The sequence below is a fragment of the Pseudomonas sp. D3 genome (assembly GCF_029320995.1).
Classification (GTDB): domain Bacteria; phylum Pseudomonadota; class Gammaproteobacteria; order Pseudomonadales; family Pseudomonadaceae; genus Aquipseudomonas; species Aquipseudomonas paraveronii.
Genome location: NZ_CP119772.1, coordinates 1,263,178 through 1,282,033, shown reverse-complemented (window position 1 = coordinate 1,282,033; position 18,856 = coordinate 1,263,178). Strand labels below are relative to the sequence as shown.

16 protein-coding genes and 1 other RNA gene are annotated in these 18,856 nt (G+C 61.0%); 4 read left to right on the top strand and 13 right to left on the bottom strand.

All coding sequences use genetic code 11. From position 1 onward, the window contains the following. Position 1: 1 nt before the first annotated feature. The 9 genes from mraY to rsmI form a co-directional block, all read right to left on the bottom strand. A complete protein-coding gene (gene mraY / locus P3S72_RS05685; RefSeq protein ID WP_247403613.1) occupies positions 2-1,084 on the bottom strand; it encodes a phospho-N-acetylmuramoyl-pentapeptide-transferase in 1,083 nt (360 codons plus the stop codon). Continuing rightward, on the bottom strand, positions 1,084-2,454 hold the full coding sequence (murF, locus tag P3S72_RS05680) for a UDP-N-acetylmuramoyl-tripeptide--D-alanyl-D-alanine ligase (RefSeq protein WP_276196567.1): 1,371 nt from the start codon (positions 2,452-2,454) through the stop codon (positions 1,084-1,086). Before murF ends, mraY begins: the two co-directional genes overlap by 1 nt. After that, positions 2,447-3,910 carry a UDP-N-acetylmuramoyl-L-alanyl-D-glutamate--2,6-diaminopimelate ligase gene (locus P3S72_RS05675; RefSeq protein ID WP_276196566.1) on the bottom strand — a complete coding sequence of 488 codons (1,464 nt, stop codon included), beginning with the start codon at positions 3,908-3,910 and terminating at the stop codon, positions 2,447-2,449. The genes murF and P3S72_RS05675 overlap by 8 nt, the downstream gene beginning before the upstream one ends. Then, complete coding sequence (locus tag P3S72_RS05670) at positions 3,910-5,652, bottom strand: penicillin-binding protein 2 (RefSeq protein ID WP_276197900.1); 1,743 nt, start codon at positions 5,650-5,652, stop codon at positions 3,910-3,912. Before P3S72_RS05670 ends, P3S72_RS05675 begins: the two co-directional genes overlap by 1 nt. Then, complete coding sequence (gene ftsL / locus P3S72_RS05665) at positions 5,652-5,945, bottom strand: cell division protein FtsL (RefSeq protein ID WP_276196565.1); 294 nt, start codon at positions 5,943-5,945, stop codon at positions 5,652-5,654. Before ftsL ends, P3S72_RS05670 begins: the two co-directional genes overlap by 1 nt. Then, the gene (rsmH, locus tag P3S72_RS05660; protein ID WP_247403615.1) at positions 5,942-6,883 is read right to left on the bottom strand and encodes a 16S rRNA (cytosine(1402)-N(4))-methyltransferase RsmH; all 942 of its coding nucleotides are present in this window, start codon (positions 6,881-6,883) and stop codon (positions 5,942-5,944) included. Before rsmH ends, ftsL begins: the two co-directional genes overlap by 4 nt. 2 nt (positions 6,884-6,885) lie before the next feature. Continuing rightward, on the bottom strand, positions 6,886-7,341 hold the full coding sequence (gene mraZ / locus P3S72_RS05655) for a division/cell wall cluster transcriptional repressor MraZ (RefSeq protein ID WP_003171868.1): 456 nt from the start codon (positions 7,339-7,341) through the stop codon (positions 6,886-6,888). Between the two features lie 355 nt (positions 7,342-7,696). After that, positions 7,697-8,050: RNase P RNA component class A (rnpB, locus tag P3S72_RS05650), an RNA gene on the bottom strand. 96 nt (positions 8,051-8,146) lie between these two features. Next, complete coding sequence (rsmI, locus tag P3S72_RS05645) at positions 8,147-9,052, bottom strand: 16S rRNA (cytidine(1402)-2'-O)-methyltransferase (RefSeq protein WP_276196564.1); 906 nt, start codon at positions 9,050-9,052, stop codon at positions 8,147-8,149. 187 nt (positions 9,053-9,239) lie between these two features. Between rsmI and P3S72_RS05640 the strand changes: the two genes are divergently transcribed. The 4 genes from P3S72_RS05640 (at position 9,240) to P3S72_RS05625 (ending at position 12,686) form a co-directional block, all read left to right on the top strand. Further along, entirely contained in the window at positions 9,240-11,051 is a 1,812-nt protein-coding gene (locus P3S72_RS05640; protein WP_276196563.1) for a penicillin-binding protein activator, read from the top strand. Continuing rightward, on the top strand, positions 11,051-11,422 hold the full coding sequence (locus P3S72_RS05635) for a YraN family protein (protein WP_247406349.1): 372 nt from the start codon (positions 11,051-11,053) through the stop codon (positions 11,420-11,422). The genes P3S72_RS05640 and P3S72_RS05635 overlap by 1 nt, the downstream gene beginning before the upstream one ends. A 92-nt stretch (positions 11,423-11,514) precedes the next feature. Further along, positions 11,515-12,108 carry a phosphoheptose isomerase gene (locus P3S72_RS05630; protein ID WP_247406346.1) on the top strand — a complete coding sequence of 198 codons (594 nt, stop codon included), beginning with the start codon at positions 11,515-11,517 and terminating at the stop codon, positions 12,106-12,108. Beyond that, the gene (locus P3S72_RS05625; RefSeq protein ID WP_247406343.1) at positions 12,105-12,686 is read left to right on the top strand and encodes a BON domain-containing protein; all 582 of its coding nucleotides are present in this window, start codon (positions 12,105-12,107) and stop codon (positions 12,684-12,686) included. The genes P3S72_RS05630 and P3S72_RS05625 overlap by 4 nt, the downstream gene beginning before the upstream one ends. 68 nt (positions 12,687-12,754) lie before the next feature. On the opposite strand, the gene P3S72_RS05620 is transcribed toward P3S72_RS05625, so the two are convergent. From P3S72_RS05620 to P3S72_RS05605, 4 genes are all read right to left on the bottom strand, one after another. Continuing rightward, complete coding sequence (locus P3S72_RS05620) at positions 12,755-13,528, bottom strand: OmpA family protein (RefSeq protein ID WP_276196562.1); 774 nt, start codon at positions 13,526-13,528, stop codon at positions 12,755-12,757. 212 nt (positions 13,529-13,740) lie between these two features. After that, positions 13,741-14,385: an MBL fold metallo-hydrolase gene (locus P3S72_RS05615; RefSeq protein WP_276196561.1), complete on the bottom strand. Its 645-nt coding sequence runs from the start codon at positions 14,383-14,385 to the stop codon at positions 13,741-13,743. A gap of 129 nt (positions 14,386-14,514) precedes the next feature. Next, on the bottom strand, positions 14,515-17,244 hold the full coding sequence (locus P3S72_RS05610; protein WP_276196560.1) for a LuxR C-terminal-related transcriptional regulator: 2,730 nt from the start codon (positions 17,242-17,244) through the stop codon (positions 14,515-14,517). Positions 17,245-17,469: 225 nt separating this feature from the next. Then, entirely contained in the window at positions 17,470-18,834 is a 1,365-nt protein-coding gene (locus tag P3S72_RS05605) for a DUF1329 domain-containing protein (RefSeq protein ID WP_276196559.1), read from the bottom strand. Between the last annotated feature and the right edge of the window lie 22 nt (positions 18,835-18,856).

Genomic DNA, 18,856 nt, shown 5'->3' with positions numbered 1-18,856 from the left:
TCTACCTCAGTTTCAGGGTGGCAAGGCCGACCAGTACGAGAATCACGGTGATGATCCAGAATCGGACGATCACACGCGGTTCAGGCCAGCCCTTGAGTTCAAAGTGGTGGTGGATCGGCGCCATGCGGAACACGCGGCGCCCGGTCAATTTGAAGGACGCCACCTGGATGACCACCGACAGGGTTTCCATCACGAACACACCGCCCATGATGAACAGCACGATTTCCTGGCGGACGATCACCGCGATGGTGCCCAGGGCCGCGCCCAGCGCCAGTGCGCCGACATCGCCCATGAACACTTGTGCGGGATAGGTGTTGAACCACAGGAAGCCGAGGCCTGCACCGATCAGCGCGCCGCAGAACACGATCAGTTCACCGGCGCCCGGCACATACGGGATCAACAGGTATTCAGCGAATTTCACGTTACCCGACAGGTAGCAGAAGATGCCGAGCGCACCGCCCACCATCACCGTCGGCATGATCGCCAGACCGTCGAGGCCGTCGGTCAGGTTCACCGCGTTGCTGGAGCCGACGATGACGAAGTAGGTCAGCACAACGAAGCCGATGCCCAGCGGAATGCTCGCATCCTTGAGCATCGGGATAATCAAGGTAGTCTCGACCGCGCTTGGAGCAGTCGTGTAGAGGAAGATCGCCGCAGCCAGGCCGAAGACCGATTGCCAGAAATACTTCCAGCGGCTTGGCAGGCCCTTGGAGTTTTTCTCGATCACTTTGCGATAGTCATCGACCCAGCCGATGGCGCCGAACAACAAGGTCACCGCCAGCACTACCCAGACGTAGCGGTTGTGCAGGTCGGCCCAGAGCAAGGTGCTGATACCGATGGACGACAGAATCAGCGCGCCGCCCATGGTCGGGGTGCCGGATTTGGACAGGTGCGACTGCGGGCCGTCATTGCGAACCGATTGACCAATTTGCAGGTTCTGCAGGGTGCGGATCATCCACGGCCCCAGGAACAGCGACAGCGACAGCGCGGTCAGCACACCCAGAATCCCGCGCAGGGTCAGGTACTGAAAGACCGCGAAGCCTTTGTGGAACTGTTGCAGATACTCAGCCAGCAGCAGCAGCATTAATGTTTCTCCGTACTTGAGCCACACAAGGCCACGACGACGTTTTCCATCACCGCGCTGCGCGATCCCTTGATCAAAATGGTTGTGTGTTTATTTTGTTCGCCCGCACGCAGCGCCTGGATCAGCTCAGCCTGGGTCGCAAAATGCCGCGCTCCGGGGCCGAAGGCATCGACGGCATGGGCCATGTTCGGGCCGACAGCGTAGAACGCGTCGACTTTGCCGCTAGCGTAAGCGCCGACTTCACGATGGGACTGTTCGGCCCAGTCGCCCAGTTCGGCGATATCGCCCAGCACCAGCACCTTGCGCCCATCAAAGCCCTTGAGCAGGTCAATGGCGGCGCAGACCGAGGACTGGTTGGCGTTGTAAGTGTCGTCAATCACACGCATGCCGTTGCTGGCCAATTGCGCGACGGTACGGCCCTTGACCGGTTGCACCGCGCCCAGGCCGGTGGCAATACCGAACAGCGACACGCCCAGGGCGTAAGCCGCAGCCGCTGCCGCCAAGGCGTTGGCGACGTTATGGTTGCCCAGCAGATTCAACTGCACGGGCTCTTCGCCTTGCGGCGTATGCAAGGTAAAGGACGGGCAACCACGGGCGTCGAGCGTGATGTTCGACGCGTGGAAATCGGCCGCTGCATTCAGCACGGCGAACGTCAGCACCTTGCGACCGGCGGCGCGTACACGCCAGGTCTCGAAGGCCTTGTCGTCAAGATTCAAAACAGCAGTGCCCAAGGCATCGAGGCCTTCGAGGATTTCGCCCTTGGCTTCGACGATTTTTTCCGGGCCACCGAACTCACCGACGTGGGCAGTTCCGGCGTTGTTGATAATTGCCACGTGAGGCTTGGTCAGCGCCACGGTATAGGCAATTTCGCCGACACGCGAAGCACCCAACTCGATCACGGCCGCCGTGTGTTCCGGGGCCAGTTCGAGCAGGGTCAGCGGTGCGCCGAAATCGTTGTTCAGGTTGCCACGGGTGGCCAGCACCGGCCCGCGCGTGCGCAGGACACCGGCGAGCAGTTCCTTGACCGTGGTCTTGCCGCTGGAGCCGGTGATGGCTGCCACGGGCTTATCGAAGGCAGCACGGTTCAGCGCGCCAAGTTGACCCAGGGCCAGGCGTGTATCGGCCACCAGCAATTGCGGCAAGGTCGAATCTGCCACTTCGTGCTGCACCAGGGCACCAACCGCGCCTTTGGCGGCAACGTCATTCAGGTAGTCATGGCCGTCGAAACGCGGACCGGCCAGAGCGACAAACAGTTGGCCTGGCTTGATCGCGCGGCTATCGATACTGACGCCATTGAAACTGCAATCACCCGACAGAATGCGCGCCGAGAGGGCCTGGGTCAGCTCGCTGAATTTAATCGCTTTAAGCATGGGCGACCTCCCAGGCGGTCAAGGCATGATCGGCCTCGACCAGGTCGGAGAAGGCATGGCGTTCGCCGTTGATTTCCTGGTAATCCTCGTGACCTTTACCGGCCAGGACCACGACATCGTCGGCACTGGCACTGGCAATCAATTGGGCAATGGCCGCGCCGCGACCGGCAACGAAGCTGGCCTTGGACGCGTCTTTAAAGCCGACGCGGATGTCGTCGAAAATCTGGCTTGGCTCTTCGCTGCGCGGGTTGTCGTCGGTGACGAGCACGCCATCGGCCAGGCGCTCGACAATCTCGGCCATCAACGGACGCTTGCCGCGATCGCGATCACCGCCACAGCCAAACAGGCACAGCAACTTGCCTTTAGCATGCGGGCGCAGGGCCAAGAGGACTTTTTCCAGTGCGTCCGGGGTGTGGGCATAATCGACCACCACCAGCGGCTGCGAACCGCCACCCAAACGCTGCATGCGTCCAGCCGGGCCTTCCAGCTTCGGCAGCACCTGCAGGATTTCATCGAGGGCGTAGTCCAGGCCGAGCAAGGCACCGATGGCGGCAAGCACGTTGCTCAGGTTGAAGCGGCCGAGCAGGGTGCTGCGCAAATGGTGCTCGCCCTGCGGCGTCACCAACGTGGCGCGCACGCCCTCGTCACTGAAGTGGGCTTCGCGGCAATACAGGTAGGCGCGGGAATCTTCCAGGCTGTAGCTGATCAGGCGCGCTTCGCTGTCTTGGGCAGCCAGCTCGCGGCCGAACGCGTCATCCAGGTTCACCACGCGGCACTTCAGGTCATTCCAGGCAAACAGCTTGGCCTTCTCGGCACCGTAGGCCTCCATCGTGCCGTGGTAGTCCAGGTGATCGCGGGACAGGTTGGTCATCACCGCCACATCGAAGGCCAGTGCGGCAACGCGGCCCTGGTGCAAACCGTGGGACGACACTTCCATGGCAACCGCCTTGGCACCGGCCTTTTTCAGGTCGGCCAGGGTCGCTTGCACGGCGATCGGGTTCGGCGTGGTGTGCAGGCCGCTTTGCAGCGAGCCATAGAAACCGGTGCCCAGGGTGCCGACAATGCCACAGTGCTGACCCAGCAGGTCAAGGGCCTGGGCGACCAGTTGGGTCACGCTGGTCTTGCCGTTGGTGCCGGTCACGCCAATCAGGTTCAGGTGGCGGCTCGGGTCGCCGTAGAAACGCCCGGCGATATCCGACAGTTGCGCGGCCAGGCCTTTGACGGGAATCAACGGCACGTCGGTGATTGGCAGCACGGTGGCGCCGTCCACTTCATAAGCCACGGCTGCGGCGCCGCGTTGCAGGGCATCGGCGATATGCGCACGACCATCGTATTTGCCGCCAGGCACCGCCAGGAACAGGTCCCCGGCGCGTACATTACGACTGTCCAGGCTCAGCTCGCGGATCAGCAGATCGCGACCGGCATGGGCAAAAATCTTGTTCAGGCTAAGAGACATCAGCCGCGCCCTCCATTGGCTTTTACTGCGGCGGCCGGCGGTCCGGCGTTCGCTTGTTGGGTCGGCGGCAAGTTGTCCGGCGTGACGTTCATCAGGCGCAGGGTGCCGGACATCACTTTGCTGAACACCGGCGCCGACACCAGGCCACCGAAGTAGCCCGCTTTACTAGGTTCATCAATCACGACGACGATCGCGTAGCGCGGGTCGCTCATCGGACCGAAGCCGGCGAACAGCGAGCGGTAGGAGTTCTCGGCATAGCCTTTGGTGCCGACCGAGGTTTTACGCGCTGTACCCGACTTGCCAGCCACGTGATACGCCGGCACCTGGGCACGGAATACGCCGCGCGGTGCTTCGATCACTTGTTGCAGCATGCCTTGCATGGTCTTGGCGACGTTTTCCGGAATCACCTGGGTCGCTTTCGGCGCTTCGTCGACGTGGATCAGGCTCAAAGGAACCATTCGACCGTTATTGGCCAATACAGAGAAAGCGTGAGCCAGTTGGATCGCTGTCACCGACAGGCCATAGCCATAGGAGAGCGTGGCGGTCTCGGCCTTTTTCCAGTCGCGGTAGTTAGGCAGGTTGCCCACGCGCTCACCCGGAAAATCCAGGCCGGTGGGTTGGCCCAGGCCGATCTTTTGCGCCAGGTGGTAGATGGTTTCGCCGCCGATATCGAAGGCAACCTTACTCATGCCCACGTTACTGGAGTTGATCAGGATACCTGTCAGATCCAGCACCGGACCTTCGGTACGGGACACGTCACGAATGGTGTATTTGCCCAACTGCAAGGTGCCTGGGTAGACCTCGACCTTGTCGCTGGGCTTCCAGCGCCCGGTTTCCAGGGCGGCACTCATGGAGATGGCTTTCATGGTCGAACCCGGTTCGAACACGTCGATCATCGCGCGGTTGCGCATCATCGCCGGTTGCAGGTTGCGACGGTTGTTCGGGTTATAGGTCGGCTGGTTGACCATGGCGAGAATCTCGCCGGTCTTCACGTCCATGATCACCAGGCTGCCAGCCTTGGCGCCGTTCTCGATGATCGCGTTACGCAGCTCGCGGTTGGCCAGGTATTGCAGGCGCAGGTCAATCGACAACGCCAAGGGCTTTCCGGCCTTGGCGTTTTTGGTGACTTGGACGTCTTTGATCAGTCTGCCGCGTCGATCCTTGATGACCTGTCGCTTGCCAGGCACGCCGGCCAGCCATTCATCGTAGGCCAGCTCCACACCTTCGCGACCATGGTCATCGATGTCGGTAAAGCCAACCATGTGCGCGGTGGTTTCACCGGCCGGATAGAAGCGGCGGAACTCCTCGATGCCGTAGACACCGGGGACTTTTAGGTCGAGCACTTGCTGGCCTTGTTCGGGGGTGAGGCCGCGAACCAGGTAGATGAATTCTTTATTGGCCTGAGCTTCCAGGCGCTCGGCCAAGGCTTTCGGGTCCTGACCCAACGCGGCAGCCAGTTGTGGCCACTTGTCCTTGGCCACCTGCAATTCCTTGGCGTTGGCCCACAGCGTGGTCACCGGTGTGCTGACGGCCAGGGGCTCACCGTTACGGTCGGTGATCAGGCCGCGGTGTGCAGGAATCGGAATATGCCGCAGGCTACGGGCATTGCCCTCGCCGATCAGGAAGTCGCGGTCGACTACCTGCAGATCAATGATCCGCCAGGCGATTGCGCCGACCATCAAGGCCAGCAAGCCGAGCATCAGACGGAAGCGCCACGGGTAAAGTGCGCCTTCGAGTTTCATCATGGCGCCACCATTCGCACTTCGGCCGCGCTCGGGATGTGCATCTTCAGCTGTTCGGTGGCGAGTATTTCGATGCGGCTGTGGGCAGTCCAGGTGCTTTGCTCGAGGATCAACCGGCCCCACTCTGCCTGCGCTTTATCGCGCACGCTCAATTCCCCGTACAGGGTATTGAGCAGTTGGCGGTTGTAATGGGCGCTGTAGGACACCGCAATCGCAGACACCAACACGCCGATATACAGCAGCAACATAAAGAAGCTACCGCCCGGGAGGGGCTTGGCGAAAAGCCTGCTCACCGCAACTTCTCTGCGACGCGCATGACGGCGCTACGGGAACGTGGGTTGGCCTTGAGTTCAGCTTCGGAAGCGAACTGCGGTTTGCCATGGACTTTGATTTTCGGCACGAAGGCTTCGAAACGCACCGGCAGGTTGCGCGGCAGGTTGTCGGATTCGCCCTTGACCAGGCGACGCATGAACAGCTTGACGATGCGGTCTTCCAGGGAGTGGAAGCTGATCACCACCAGGCGACCACCCACTTCCAAGGCTTCCAGCGCGGCATCGAGGCCCGCCTCCAGATCGCCCAATTCGTTGTTGACGTGAATGCGCAGGCCCTGGAACGCACGGGTGGCGGGGTTCTTACCCTTTTCCCAGGCAGGGTTGGCGACTTTCAGCACTTCGGCCAGGTCGGCGGTGCGCTCGAACGGCTGGATTTCCCGGCGCTCGACCACAGCACGCGCCATGCGGCCGGCAAAGCGCTCTTCACCGTATTCCTTGAACACACGGGCGATTTCTTCCACCGGTGCGGTGGCGATGAACTGGGCTGCACTGACACCACGGGTGGGGTCCATGCGCATATCGAGCGGACCGTCGTTCATGAAACTGAAACCGCGCTCCGGGTCATCGAGCTGTGGCGAAGACACGCCCAGGTCGAGCAAAACCCCGGCCACCTTGCCTGCCATGCCGCGCTCGGCGACTTCGGCACCCAGCTCGGCAAAGCTGCGTTGTACAACGACAAAGCGGCCGTCTTCGGCCGCTAGCGCTTGCCCGGTGGCAATCGCTTGGGGGTCTTTGTCGAACCCGAGGAGTTTACCGTCGGACCCGAGCTGGCTAAGTATCAACCGACTGTGCCCGCCCCTGCCGAAGGTGCCATCCAAATAGCAGCCATCCGCGCGTACGGCGAGAGCCTCAACGGCTTCGTCAAGCAGTACGGTGATGTGGTTAAAGCCGCTATCAATAGTCACAGGATCAAATCACGCAGTTCATCAGGCATGGCGCCCGGTTGTTGAATAGCAGCCAGGTCAGCTGCAGAAACAGCATCCCAGGCATCTTCGTCCCACAATTGGAACTTGTTCAGTTGGCCCACCAGCATTGCGCGCTTGTCGAGTTTGGCGTACTCGCGCAGACGCGGTGGCACCAGGAAACGACCGCTGCCATCGAGCTCGAGGTCGACGGCATTACCAATCAGCAAACGCTGCAGACGGCGGTTTTCTTCACGCAATGAAGGCAGGGCGCGCAGCTTGGTTTCAATCAACTCCCACTCATCGAGGGGGTAAACACACAAACAAGGGTCAACGGCATCGATAGTGATGATCAACTGTCCGGAACTTCGCGAAATGAGCTCGTCACGATACCGGCTCGGCATGGCGAGACGGCCTTTTGCATCGAGACTAATAGCGTTGGCTCCGCGAAACACAGATGCGTTTCTCCCAATTTTAGCGTTTTACGTTCAAAAAACCCACTTTGTGCCACTTTCCGCCACTTGCGCACACTATAGGAATGCGCCCACCACACCGTCAAGGCGCGGATTCAAGGAAAAGCCTTACAGAACGGAGATTTAGGAGCGTAAAAGGAGGAGAAACCAGAGTTCGGCGGTATTTTTGGCTCAATAAGCACTAATAGCTCAAAGAGCTATGGCTCAAAGTTAAAGTAATTTATTAAGAGTAAGATTTTTTTGGTATTACGAAGATGCATCTGCCAATCATTTGGCAGGGAAGGATTCTTGCGTTACTACCGGGTTTCTGTCCGAGATTCGGACAGAAGGAAAAAAGGTGGAGAGTCGATCTATAAGCCGGGTTCTGTCTTGAACAGTCATTCGTCTACGATGGCCATCACTGGACATCTTTAGCAACCTACCCGGTCCCAGCGCGGGCCACGCCTTGGGACCCTATTTGGTCTTGCTCCAAGTGGGGTTTACCTAGCCACGAACTGTTGCCAGACGTGCGGTGCGCTCTTACCGCACCTTTTCACCCTTACCGGCACCGAAGTGCTTAGGCGGTTATTTTCTGTGGCACTTTCCGTAGGCTCACGCCTCCCAGGCATTACCTGGCACTTCGCCCTATGGAGCCCGGACTTTCCTCCCCCCCCTAATTTTCATAGAAGGCAGCGACTGTCCAATCGACTCTCCGCCGCGAAGGTTAACGGCACGACGGGCTTAGGACAAGTATTAAAAGTGCAGCAATGCCATCACGTCCAGACGGAATACCGGCCTAACCCCGGAACTATTCGGCTTTCTGTTTATCCAGTGCGGCCTGATACAACACATTCTTGCGCACGCCGGTAATTTCCGCCGCCAGCGCTGCCGCTCGCTTAAGGGGCATCTCCTTGAGCAGCAGATCCAGGACACGCATGGCTTCGCCACCGACGGCGTCTTCATGTTCCGGCGCCGTCCAACCCGCCACCAGCACCACGCACTCGCCACGCTGTTGATTGCTGTCACCCTCGACAAACGCGCGCAGCGCTTCCAGCGGCAACCCCTTGAGTGTCTCGAAGGTCTTGGTCAGCTCACGGGCCAGCAGCGCCAGGCGTTCGCCACCGAACACCAGCTCCATGTCCTGCAGGCATTCGAGGATACGATGCGGGGCTTCATAGAAGATCAGCGTGCGCGGCTCTTCTTTAAGCGCCTGAAGACGTCCGCGACGCCCCACCGCCTTGGCAGGCAGGAAACCCTCGAAGATAAAACGATCCGATGGCAACCCCGCGGCGGATAACGCCGCAATCAACGCGCATGCGCCCGGAACAGGCACTACATTGATACCGGCGGCACGCGCCTGGCGCACCAGGTGGTAACCGGGGTCGGAAATCAGCGGGGTGCCAGCATCGGAGATCAGCGCCACATCGTCACCGGCCAGCAGGCGGGTGATAAAACGGCTGCCTTCTTCGCGCTCGTTATGCTCGTGGCAGGCGGCTAATGGCGTGCTGATTCCAAAATGCTGCATCAAACGCTGTGAGTGCCGAGTGTCTTCCGCCGCGATCAATTTAACGTCGCGCAACACTTTAAGCGCCCGGGCACTGATGTCGTCCAGGTTGCCAATGGGCGTCGCCACGACAAAAAGCGAGCCTGCAGCGGAATTCAAAGGACCTGGAGCAGTCAAAACGCACACCTCGATGGTTGGCAAAAACCACATTGTAGCGCGTAGGCGCCCTGGAAATATGCCATCGAGATGGATGCCGTTTCAGCCGTCGGTCGGGCGCACCCACCCAAACGCAACATTTGCACCATCTAAATTGACGGTTTCACGCCAGTAACATCGCGCCTGGGCCAGTGCTTGGGTACAATTCCACGCTAATTTGATCGGTATCAGGAACATTTACATGATCCCTTGTCTGCGGCTGCTCTCCGCCCTCTGCCTCGCTGCCTTGCTGGGCGCCTGTGCCAGCTCGCCCTCGTCCAGCCTTGGCGACCTGCCACGGACCCCGGACGCCAGTATCGAACAACTGCTCGAACAGGCGACCACCGCCAACACGCCCGAAAAAGCTGCGCTGCTGCGCCTGAGTGCGGCGGACATGGCCTACCACCAGAACAACGCAGGCCGCTCGTCGCAGATTCTTGCGCAGGTGCCACTGGATGCTCTCAAGCCCGCCGCGCAGATATTCGCCAGCACCCTGGCCGCCGAACTGGCCATGGCGCGCAACCAGCCCAAGGCCGCGCTGACGGCGTTGAACCACCCCAGCCTGCAAAACCTGAAGGAGCTGCCGGCCGAACAGCAGGTTCGCACCGGCACCGTACATGCGCGTGCTTATGAAGCCGACGGCCAGACCCTGGCCGCCGCTCGTGAGCGTGTGGCCATGGCGCCACTGCTGACAGGCGACGCCGCGAAGAGCAACCATGAAGCCATCTGGGCGTTGATTGCCGCGCTGCCGGCCGAACAACTGCAAGCCAGCGGCAACCCGACGCTCGACGGCTGGATCACCTTGGCCCAGGCGGTCAAGGGCGCCGGCACGCTGGAGCAACAGCAAGCCGCCATTGACACGTGGCGCGCGCAAAACCCAGGCCACCCGGCGGCCGTGCAACTGCCGACGCCGCTGACCAAACTCAAGGAGCTGGCGAGCCAGCCGCTGAACAAGATCGCCCTGCTGCTGCCGCAGGAAGGCCCACTGGCCGCCGTTGCCAAAGCGCTACGCGAAGGCTTCATGGCCGCGCACTACCAGGCTGAACAAGCCGGGCAGAAGCCGCCGGTCATCGAGTTTTATGACAGCTCGCGCCTGACGTCCCTCGACGATTTCTACGCCAAGGCCAAGGCCGCCGGCGTGCAACTGGTCGTCGGCCCGCTGGAAAAACCGCTGGTCAAACAGCTCAGCGCGCGCCCGCAATTGCCGATTACCACCCTGGCATTGAACTACAGCGAGACCGATCAAAACCCGGCGCAACTGTTCCAGTTCGGCCTGGCGGCTGAAGACGAAGCTCGCGAAGTCTCGCGCCGCGCCCGTGCCGACGGCCTGCACCGCGCCGCCGCGATGGTGCCCCGTGGCGAATGGGGTGAGCGTGTCTACAAGGCCTTCCGTCAGGATTGGGAAGCCAACGGCGGCACCGTTGTCGGCGTCGAGTACGTCGACCAACCGGTCGCCCTCGCCCAGCAAATTGCCGATCTGTTCCAACTGCGTAAAAGCGAAGGCCGTGCCAAGAGCCTGCAAAGCGCCGTCGGCACCGACGTCGCCGCACAGCCTTCGCGTCGCCAGGACATCGAGTTCATCTTCATGGCCGTCCCCCCGCAACTGGCCCAGCAGATCAAGCCGACCCTGAACTTCCAGTACGCCGGTGACGTGCCGGTGTATGCGACATCCCACGTGTTCAGCGCCAGCGGCGACAAAAACCAGTACCTGGACATGACCAACGTCATGTTCTGCGAGACCCCTTGGCTGCTCAACACCACCGACCCGCTGCGCAACCAGGTTGCCGCACAATGGCCACAAGCCAATGGCAGCCTTGGCCGCCTGTACGCGATGGGCGTCGATGCATACCGCCTGGCGCCACGCGTGGGCCAACTCAAGGCATTGCCAGACACACGCATTGACGGCCTCTCCGGCAGCCTGGGCATCAGCGCCAACCAGCGCGTTGACCGCCAGATGCCCTGGGCGAAGTTCGTCGGAGGCGAAGTCCAGCGTCTGCCCGATACCCCACGCTGATGCCCGAGAGGTCCAGCGCACAAAGCGGCAAGGATGCCGAACTCCAAGCACTTGAGTACCTTCGACAACAGGGTCTGCGTCTTCTGGCGCAGAACTGGTTGTGTAACCGCGGCGAGCTTGATCTGGTCATGCTTGACGGCGATACAGTAGTATTCGTCGAAGTCCGCTACAGAAAACACGCACAATGGGGTGGCGCGCTCGCCAGTATCGATGGGCGCAAGCGTCAGAAGCTGATACTCGCCGCGCAGTTTTTCCTGCTCAAGGAGCATCGCTGGGCTGATTCCCCCTGCCGTTTCGATGTGGTTGCCATTGAAAGCACACCGTCTGGCAAAGCTGATTTGAACTGGCTCAAAGATGCCTTCGACAGCTGATTCGCCGGACATCTTCACCACACACTTTTGCTCTTTGCTTTGCGGGCTGCACATTCCTGTGCCAAATAGCCGCGCTACTTAAGGTCACACAGATGGACATGCAATCCCGAATTCGCCAGCTTTTCCAGGCCAGCATCGACACCAAGCAACAGGCGATGGACGTACTTGCACCGCACATCGAGCAAGCCAGTCAGGTCATGGTCAACGCCTTGCTCAACGAGGGCAAAATGCTTTCGTGCGGCAACGGCGGCTCGGCCGGCGATGCCCAGCATTTCTCGTCCGAGTTGCTCAACCGCTTCGAGCGCGAGCGTCCTAGCCTGCCGGCCATTGCCTTGACCACCGACTCGTCGACGATCACCTCGATCGCCAACGACTACAGCTACAACGAAATCTTCTCCAAGCAGATCCGCGCCCTGGGCCAACCGGGCGACGTGCTGCTGGCGATTTCCACCAGCGGCAACTCGGCGAATATTATTCAGGCGATCCAGGCCGCACATGATCGCGAAATGGTTGTCGTAGCATTGACCGGTCGCGACGGCGGCGGCATGGCCTCATTGCTGCTGCCCGAGGACGTGGAGATTCGCGTCCCGGCCAATGTCACCGCACGTATTCAGGAAGTCCACCTGCTGACGATCCACTGCCTGTGCGATCTGATCGACAGCCAACTGTTCGGGAGTGAAGAATGACCGTTAAACGCCTCAGCCTATTGGCGATCGCGCTGTGCCTCGGCATCAGCGGCTGCAGCACGGCAATCACCGCGACACGTGACACCCCTATCCAGGACGACAAGGGCACCCGCACCTTCGGCAGCAAGATTGACGACTCGCTGATCGAAACCAAGGTCGAGGTCAACGTCGCCAAGGCCGCTACGGACCTGGGCAATGGCGCGTCGCGCATCGTCGTGACCAGCTTCAACGGCGTGGTGCTGCTCGCCGGCCAAACGCCGCGTGCCGACCTCAAGGCCCAGGCCGAACAAGCCGCCTCGGCCGTGCAGCGAGTCAAGAAGGTCCACAACGAATTGCAGGTGATGGACCCGATCACCCTGCTGGCCATCAGCAACGACGCGCTGCTGACCACCAAGATCAAGGCGCAGATGCTGACCGATAACGCAATTCCCGGTTCGCGCATCAAAGTCGTCACCGACAACGGCATCGTTTACCTGATGGGCCTGCTGACCCAGGCGGAAGCGACCCGTGCGGCGAACCTGGTACAGGGTGTATCCGGCGTGCAGCGGATCGTGAAGGTGTTCGAGTACATCGATTGATGTAACCGACAGCCATAAAAAAGGGCGCCCTGCATTCACTGCAGGGCGCCCTTTTTATTAGCGGGTGATTACTGGTATTGCGAGTACGGGTTGCCCTGGAACTGGTTGTTCTGCTGTGGCGCCTGTTGCTGGGCAGCAGGCTGGCCGTACTGCTGGCCTGGGATTGGGCCCAGGTTCACTTCTACACGCCGGTTCTGAGCGCGACCGTTGACGTCGGCATTGCTGGCAATCGGATTATCCGGACCGGCACCGCGAGCGCTCAGGTTGGCGGCGCTGACGCCTTGGGATGTCAGGTAATTCGCCACACTCTGCGCACGGCGTTGGGACAGGTCCATGTTCAGTTGGCGGCTGCCAGTGCTATCGGTGTAACCCACGATCTGGATGGTGTTCTGGCTGAACTGCTTGAGCGAGTTGGCCAGGTTGTTCAGCGGCATGTAGAAACTGCTGGAGATCGCGTCCGAGTTGGTGGCAAAGGTGATGTTACCCGGCATGATCAGTTTGATCTGATCGCCCTGGCGCTGAACCTCAACACCGGTATTGGCCATGCTTTCGCGCAGTTTCTTTTCCTGCTGGTCGGCGTAGTAGCCATAACCCGCTGCGCCTGCCCCCGCGACGACCGCACCGATCAGCGCGCCCTTGCCACGGTTGTTATGGTCGATGGCCGCACCGGCCAACGCACCGGCCAGGGCACCGAGGCCGCCGTACTTGGCGGTCTTGCTCATGCCACCGGATTCATTACTCGCCTGTCCCTGACTGCTACCGTCATACGGATTAGGTGAAGCACAGCCAGATAACAAGGCTACGGCAGTAGCGACAACTAGCAGACGACGCGGAGTGAACATGGAGGAGCTCCTACTTTTGCACTCTGTGGTGCAGAGGACATGGACAATGGATCTTTGCCGAGGTTTGAACGCGACAAACGGTAAAAATTCCGTGGACACATCCCGACCTGTAACAAAAGATTCAGGACTACCGTCGCGGCACAAACCGTAGCAGACGCACGCTGAACACATGCTGAGTTTTTTGCTACAGGGCTTGACCGCTTGCGCTGCAGTCATGCGCGCACAAAGGGGTTCTCACGCATCTCATCACCCAGTCGCGTATCCGGCCCGTGACCGGTCACCACCGTCGCAGCCTCATCCAACGTATACAACCGCTGCTTGATCGACCGCACGATCGCCGCCTGGTCCCCGCCCCACAAATCCGTGCGGCCCACGCCCCGGCGAAACAGCGTATCCCCGGCAATCAGCAGTTTGGCGTCGGCAAACCAGAAACTCATCGACCCCGGCGTGTGCCCCGGCGTATGCAATGCTACGCCGCAACCGCAGGCCAGCTCTTCATCGTCGGCCAGCCAACGGTCCGGGGACGGCACCGGCGTATATGGCACGCCAAACATCTGACACTGCATCTCCAGGTTGTCCCAGAGAAACTGGTCGGCCTTGTGCAGGTGCAGGGTTGCACCGGTCTTCTCCTTCAACTGGCCGGAAGCCAGGAAGTGATCCAGGTGGGCGTGGGTGTGAATGATGCTCACCACCTTGAGACCCAGCGCATCGAGCCGCGCCAGGATCAGTTCGTGATTGCCGCCGGGGTCGACTACGATGGCTTTTTTACTGATGGGGTCGCCGATGATGGTGCAGTTGCACTGCAACGGGCCGACGGGGAAGGTTTCGCGGATGAGGGTCGGCTTTGCGGTGTCCATGAACGGGCCTCGGGTGCAAATGAAGGGTAGTTTCGGACGAATCTCGCCAGAATAATTGCACTATTAAACCAGACTGGGGTGGCTTCGCAGCCCACCGCGAGCAAGCTCGCTCGTCACGGCGTTCACTCTTTAACCAATCAACCGCAGCTCCTGCGCCCGCGCCACCGCCTGGGTGCGCCGCTCCACCCCCAGTTTGCTGTTGATATGGCTGGCGTGGGTCTTGACCGTGTGCAGGGAAATGAAGAGTCGCTTACTGATTTCCTGGTTCGAACAGCCTTGGGCGATCAGTTGCAGTACCGCCAGCTCGCGGACGCTCAGGGTTTGATGGTTGGGCGCCGGCTCGCTGACCGCGACGGCCGGCAGCAACCCCAACAGGCACTGGCTCAATACCCCATGGGGATCTTGGCCGAGTTGATCGCGCATCCAGTCGGGATACCCTTCAAGCAATCGCTGGAAGGGTTGCAGCGCCCCCCCGGCGCCGGCTTCAAGTGCGCGGGCCAACACCTCTCGCGCTTTGGCCTCCAGGCCGTTCTCCAGCAGCAACTGCGCCTGCTGGGTCAGCGCCATCAGGGCAATCATCTGGCGCCCGCTGCTGTGGGCGTGTTGCGCCAGGTCTTCGAGCCGCTGGAGTGCCGCCGCCGGTTGATGGCGGATGGCATCCAGCGCGGCCTGCTGCAGCTCGATATGCTGTGGCAGATGCGGATGAAACTCCGGGGCGGCCGCCGCGTGTTCACCGTTGTAGGTTTGCCCCAGGCGGGTCAGCCAGGCATCGGCCAGGTCGGTACGCCCCTGGGCTAACCAGAGCTCGCATTTGATCAGGGTGATCATTGCCAGGTAGTAAATCGGCGGCACGTCCCAGATGTGCATCAGGCGCTCGGCCTCAGCCAATTCGGCGAAGGCTTTGGCGAAATCGCCGCGACGCCCTTCGACGTTGGCAATCACGCAATGGCCGATCAGCACACTGATATCCCGGCAAGCACGGGCTTCGGCCAGGCCGGCGCGCAGGCGGTCCAGGCCGGCTTCCGGCTGATAACGCGCCAGCAGCAGGTAGCCTTCGTAAAGCGATAATCGGGCGCGCACGGCGTATAGCCGCTGGGGCGACAGGTCGTGCAAGCGCTGCAGGCCCTGGCGTACTTCATCCAGCGAGCGCAGGATTTCACCGCGCGCCTGCAAGACCCGGGCGCGGTCGTAATGGGCCAGGGCCTCGAACAGTGGGTTGCCGACACGCTGCGCCAACTCGAGGGATTCGCGGTTCAAGCCACGGGCGCGCCATAGATCGGCGTCGACGATCGCCAGGTTGGAGAGAGTCGACAGGCACATCAGGCGCTGGCCGTAACGGCGCTGCGGCAGGCTTTCCAAGGCTTCGCTGCAATAGCGCTGGGTTAACTCGCGGTCACCTCGACCCCGGGCGATGATCCCGCTCAGCGCCAGCCACTGCGCCAGCATCGACTTCTGCGCGGTGGCCGATGGCGCCGGCAGGAAACGGCTGAGGTAGCCGGACAGTTCTTCCGCCGCATCCAACTGGCACGCCAGGCCCAAGGCCCAGCTATACAGCACGATCAACCGGGGTGTGCTGATCAGCAGGCTGTCGGGCAAGTCCATTTTCCAACGCAAGAGCATGCCGACGTTCTGCTCGGCCAGCAGTTGTTCCTCGGACAGGTTCTGCACCAAGCTCGCCGCCACATCCAGATGGCCGGCGCGCAACGCCTGCTCGACCGCTTCATCGATCAGCCCTTGGGCGTTGAACCAGCGACAGGCGCGCAGGTGCAGGCTGGCGGGCGGCAGCGCGGCGCTGTTCGCGCGCCGGGTGCGCAGCAGGTCGGAAAACAAATGGTGATAACGGAACCAGTGCCCCTGCTCATCCAGCGGTACCAGAAATACCTGGTGAGCCTGCAAGTAACGCAGGATTTCCGCGCTGTCATGAGCGTCGCGTATGGCGTCGCACAGTTCGCTGCAAAAGCGTTCCTGCGAGGCGGTTTCGTAGAGGAACGCCTGGACTTCCGCCGGCAGGCAATCAATCACTTCCTCCAGCAAATAGTCGCGTATCAACCCTTCACCGCCGTGCAGGCTTTGCGGCAAGGCGCCTTCATTCCCGGCTTCGGAGGCCGCCAACAGCCAGAAACGCAAGCCTGCGACCCAGCCTTCACTGCGCCGGATCAAGTTATCCAGCGCCTCGCCGCGCAGCGAACTGCTGTGGCGATCCAACACCGCCAAGGATTCGGCGTGGGTCAGGCGCAGGTCTTGCTCATGCAACTCCAGCAGGTGCCGAGACAAGCGCAAGCGCGCCAGGTGCCAGTCTGGGCGCTGGCGACTGGTAACCAGCACCAGCAGGCCATCAGGTAAATGATTGAGGAAAAATTGCAGGCAGCGATCAAGCACCGGGCCCTGGGCCAAATGGTAGTCATCCAGCACCAGCAACAAAGGCGCACGCGTGGACAAATGCAGCGCCAGCTCATCGAGCAAGCCATCGAGCCATTCTTCAAAGGCAAACGGCTGGTGACGCTGACGCATTTTCAGCAGGCCCAAGGATTGGGCACCCAACTGCGGGAAATATTGCTGCAAGCCGTCAAGCAGACGCTCGAGGAAACGGCCGGGGTCGTTATCCCGTGGGCTCAGGCCCAACCAAAGACTTTGCCAATGGGCCGGCAGGCTCTGACAGAACTCGACAGCCAGCGAACTCTTGCCGAACCCCGCGGGTGCGCAGACCAGTAGCAATCGCCCTTCCAGGCCGGCGCTCAGCCGTTCGCACAGGCGCGGTCGCAGCACGTAGCCGTCAGGCAACGGAGGCCTGTAGAAGCGACCTTCCAGGGTCGGGATTACCGCGCTGGCAGACCCCTGGATTCGGGACAAATCAGTCATCGCCGGGCTCTTGTAGAAGGCTGTTGTCGGCATTGCAGATGTCCGCAGACTAGCGGTAAAAGCGGCGGCTTTGTAGATCTTTGCAACATTTGCCTGAAAAAGAACTGCTACAAAAAATGTGGGAGGGGGCTTGCTCCCGATTGCGCTGGGTCAGCCAATAAATTTATTGGCAGTCAGACCGCTATCGGGGGCAAGCCCCCTCCCACATTTGGCTACGCGTACAGCTTAGCGAACACCGTCCTGGCGCAGGGCCGCTGGGGTGAAGTCGCTGGTGGTGGCGGTGAAGCCAAAGTCATACGCCTGCTTCTCTTCGTTCTTCATGCCCAGGGCCAGGTAACGGCCGGACTGCAGGTCGTAAAGGGTTTCCAGGGCGTACCACGGCACTTGCTTGTCGTAGTAGTTCTCGGCATGGGCTTCGGCGACGCGCCACAGTTGGCCGCGACCGTCGTAGTGATCGATCACCGCCGCTTGCCAGGTGTCTTCGTCGATGAAGAAATCACGCTTGGCGTAGATGTGGCGCTGGCCTTCCTTCAGGGTCGCGACCACGTGCCACACGCGGCGCAGCTCGTAGCGTGCGAGGTCCTGGTTGATGTGGCCGGCCTTGATGATGTCGGCGTACTTGAGTTTCGGATCGTCGATCTTGTAGCTGTTGGAGGCGATGTAGATTTCTTTCTTGCCTTCCAGTTTCCAGTCGTAGCGGTCCGGCGCACCGTTGTACATGTCGAGGTTGTCGGAGGTACGCAGGCCGTCGGCGGCGGTGCCCGGCCCGTCATAAGACACTTGCGGCGCCCGGCGCACACGGCGCTGGCCGGCGTTGTAGACCCACGCCGAGCGCGGTTCCTTGACCTGGTCGAGGGTTTCGTGGACCAGCAGCACACCACCGGCCAGGCGCGCCGGCGCGGTCACTTGCTGCTTGAAGTAGAACAGCACGTTGCCGGGGTTTTTCGGGTCGAAGTCCTTCATCTTGTCGCGAAACACGAACTGGTCTTTGAAATACACCAGGCTGAACGAACCGTTGGTTTGCGGCGTGGCTTGGGTCACCAGACGGGTCACGCTGCCGCCACGGTAGCGGGTGATGTGGTTCCAGATGACTTCAACGCCGCTTTTCGGAATCGGGAACGGCACGGCGGTTTCGAAGTTTTCCAGGCCGTTGCCGCCGGACACCAGGTTGGTGGTGGTGGCGTTCTTCTTGATCGAGGCGAACACCTCGGCCGGTACGGTGGCGCCGCGATGGGTCGGGTAGACCGGCATCTTGAAGGTTTCCGGGTAGCGCTTGAACATCGCGTACTGCCCCGGCGCCAGCTTGTCTTTGTATTGCTCGACGTTTTGCGCGGTGATGGTGAATTGCGGTTGCTCACTGGCGTAAGGGTTGGCCAGGAAACCACGGGCGTCGACGGCGCCAGCATTCGTTGCCAGTGGCGACCATTTAGGAATGGTGCCTGCCGCGTTACCGGCCATTTCGGCGCCCATCGGGGTCAGGGTCGTGCCCAACTTGGCGGCCTCATCCGCCGATACCGCCGCCATGACGTTGCTCGCCAGGATCGACAGCCCAAGCACACCAACGTGCAACAGACTTTTAGTTATTTTCATGTTCTGGTTCTTCCTGAAATGC

Coding starts and splice junctions, on each gene's coding strand:
- P3S72_RS05620 (WP_276196562.1), bottom strand. CDS start 13,528: ATGTTCACTCCGCGTCGTCTGCTAGTTGTCGCTACTGCCGTAGCCTTG.
- P3S72_RS05615 (WP_276196561.1), bottom strand. CDS start 14,385: ATGGACACCGCAAAGCCGACCCTCATCCGCGAAACCTTCCCCGTCGGC.
- P3S72_RS05670 (WP_276197900.1), bottom strand. CDS start 5,652: ATGAAACTCGAAGGCGCACTTTACCCGTGGCGCTTCCGTCTGATGCTC.
- rsmI (WP_276196564.1), bottom strand. CDS start 9,052: ATGTGGTTTTTGCCAACCATCGAGGTGTGCGTTTTGACTGCTCCAGGT.
- P3S72_RS05610 (WP_276196560.1), bottom strand. CDS start 17,244: ATGACTGATTTGTCCCGAATCCAGGGGTCTGCCAGCGCGGTAATCCCG.
- P3S72_RS05675 (WP_276196566.1), bottom strand. CDS start 3,910: ATGTCTCTTAGCCTGAACAAGATTTTTGCCCATGCCGGTCGCGATCTG.
- P3S72_RS05640 (WP_276196563.1), top strand. CDS start 9,240: ATGATCCCTTGTCTGCGGCTGCTCTCCGCCCTCTGCCTCGCTGCCTTG.
- P3S72_RS05630 (WP_247406346.1), top strand. CDS start 11,515: ATGGACATGCAATCCCGAATTCGCCAGCTTTTCCAGGCCAGCATCGAC.
- P3S72_RS05625 (WP_247406343.1), top strand. CDS start 12,105: ATGACCGTTAAACGCCTCAGCCTATTGGCGATCGCGCTGTGCCTCGGC.
- P3S72_RS05605 (WP_276196559.1), bottom strand. CDS start 18,834: ATGAAAATAACTAAAAGTCTGTTGCACGTTGGTGTGCTTGGGCTGTCG.
- mraY (WP_247403613.1), bottom strand. CDS start 1,084: ATGCTGCTGCTGCTGGCTGAGTATCTGCAACAGTTCCACAAAGGCTTC.
- murF (WP_276196567.1), bottom strand. CDS start 2,454: ATGCTTAAAGCGATTAAATTCAGCGAGCTGACCCAGGCCCTCTCGGCG.
- P3S72_RS05635 (WP_247406349.1), top strand. CDS start 11,051: ATGCCCGAGAGGTCCAGCGCACAAAGCGGCAAGGATGCCGAACTCCAA.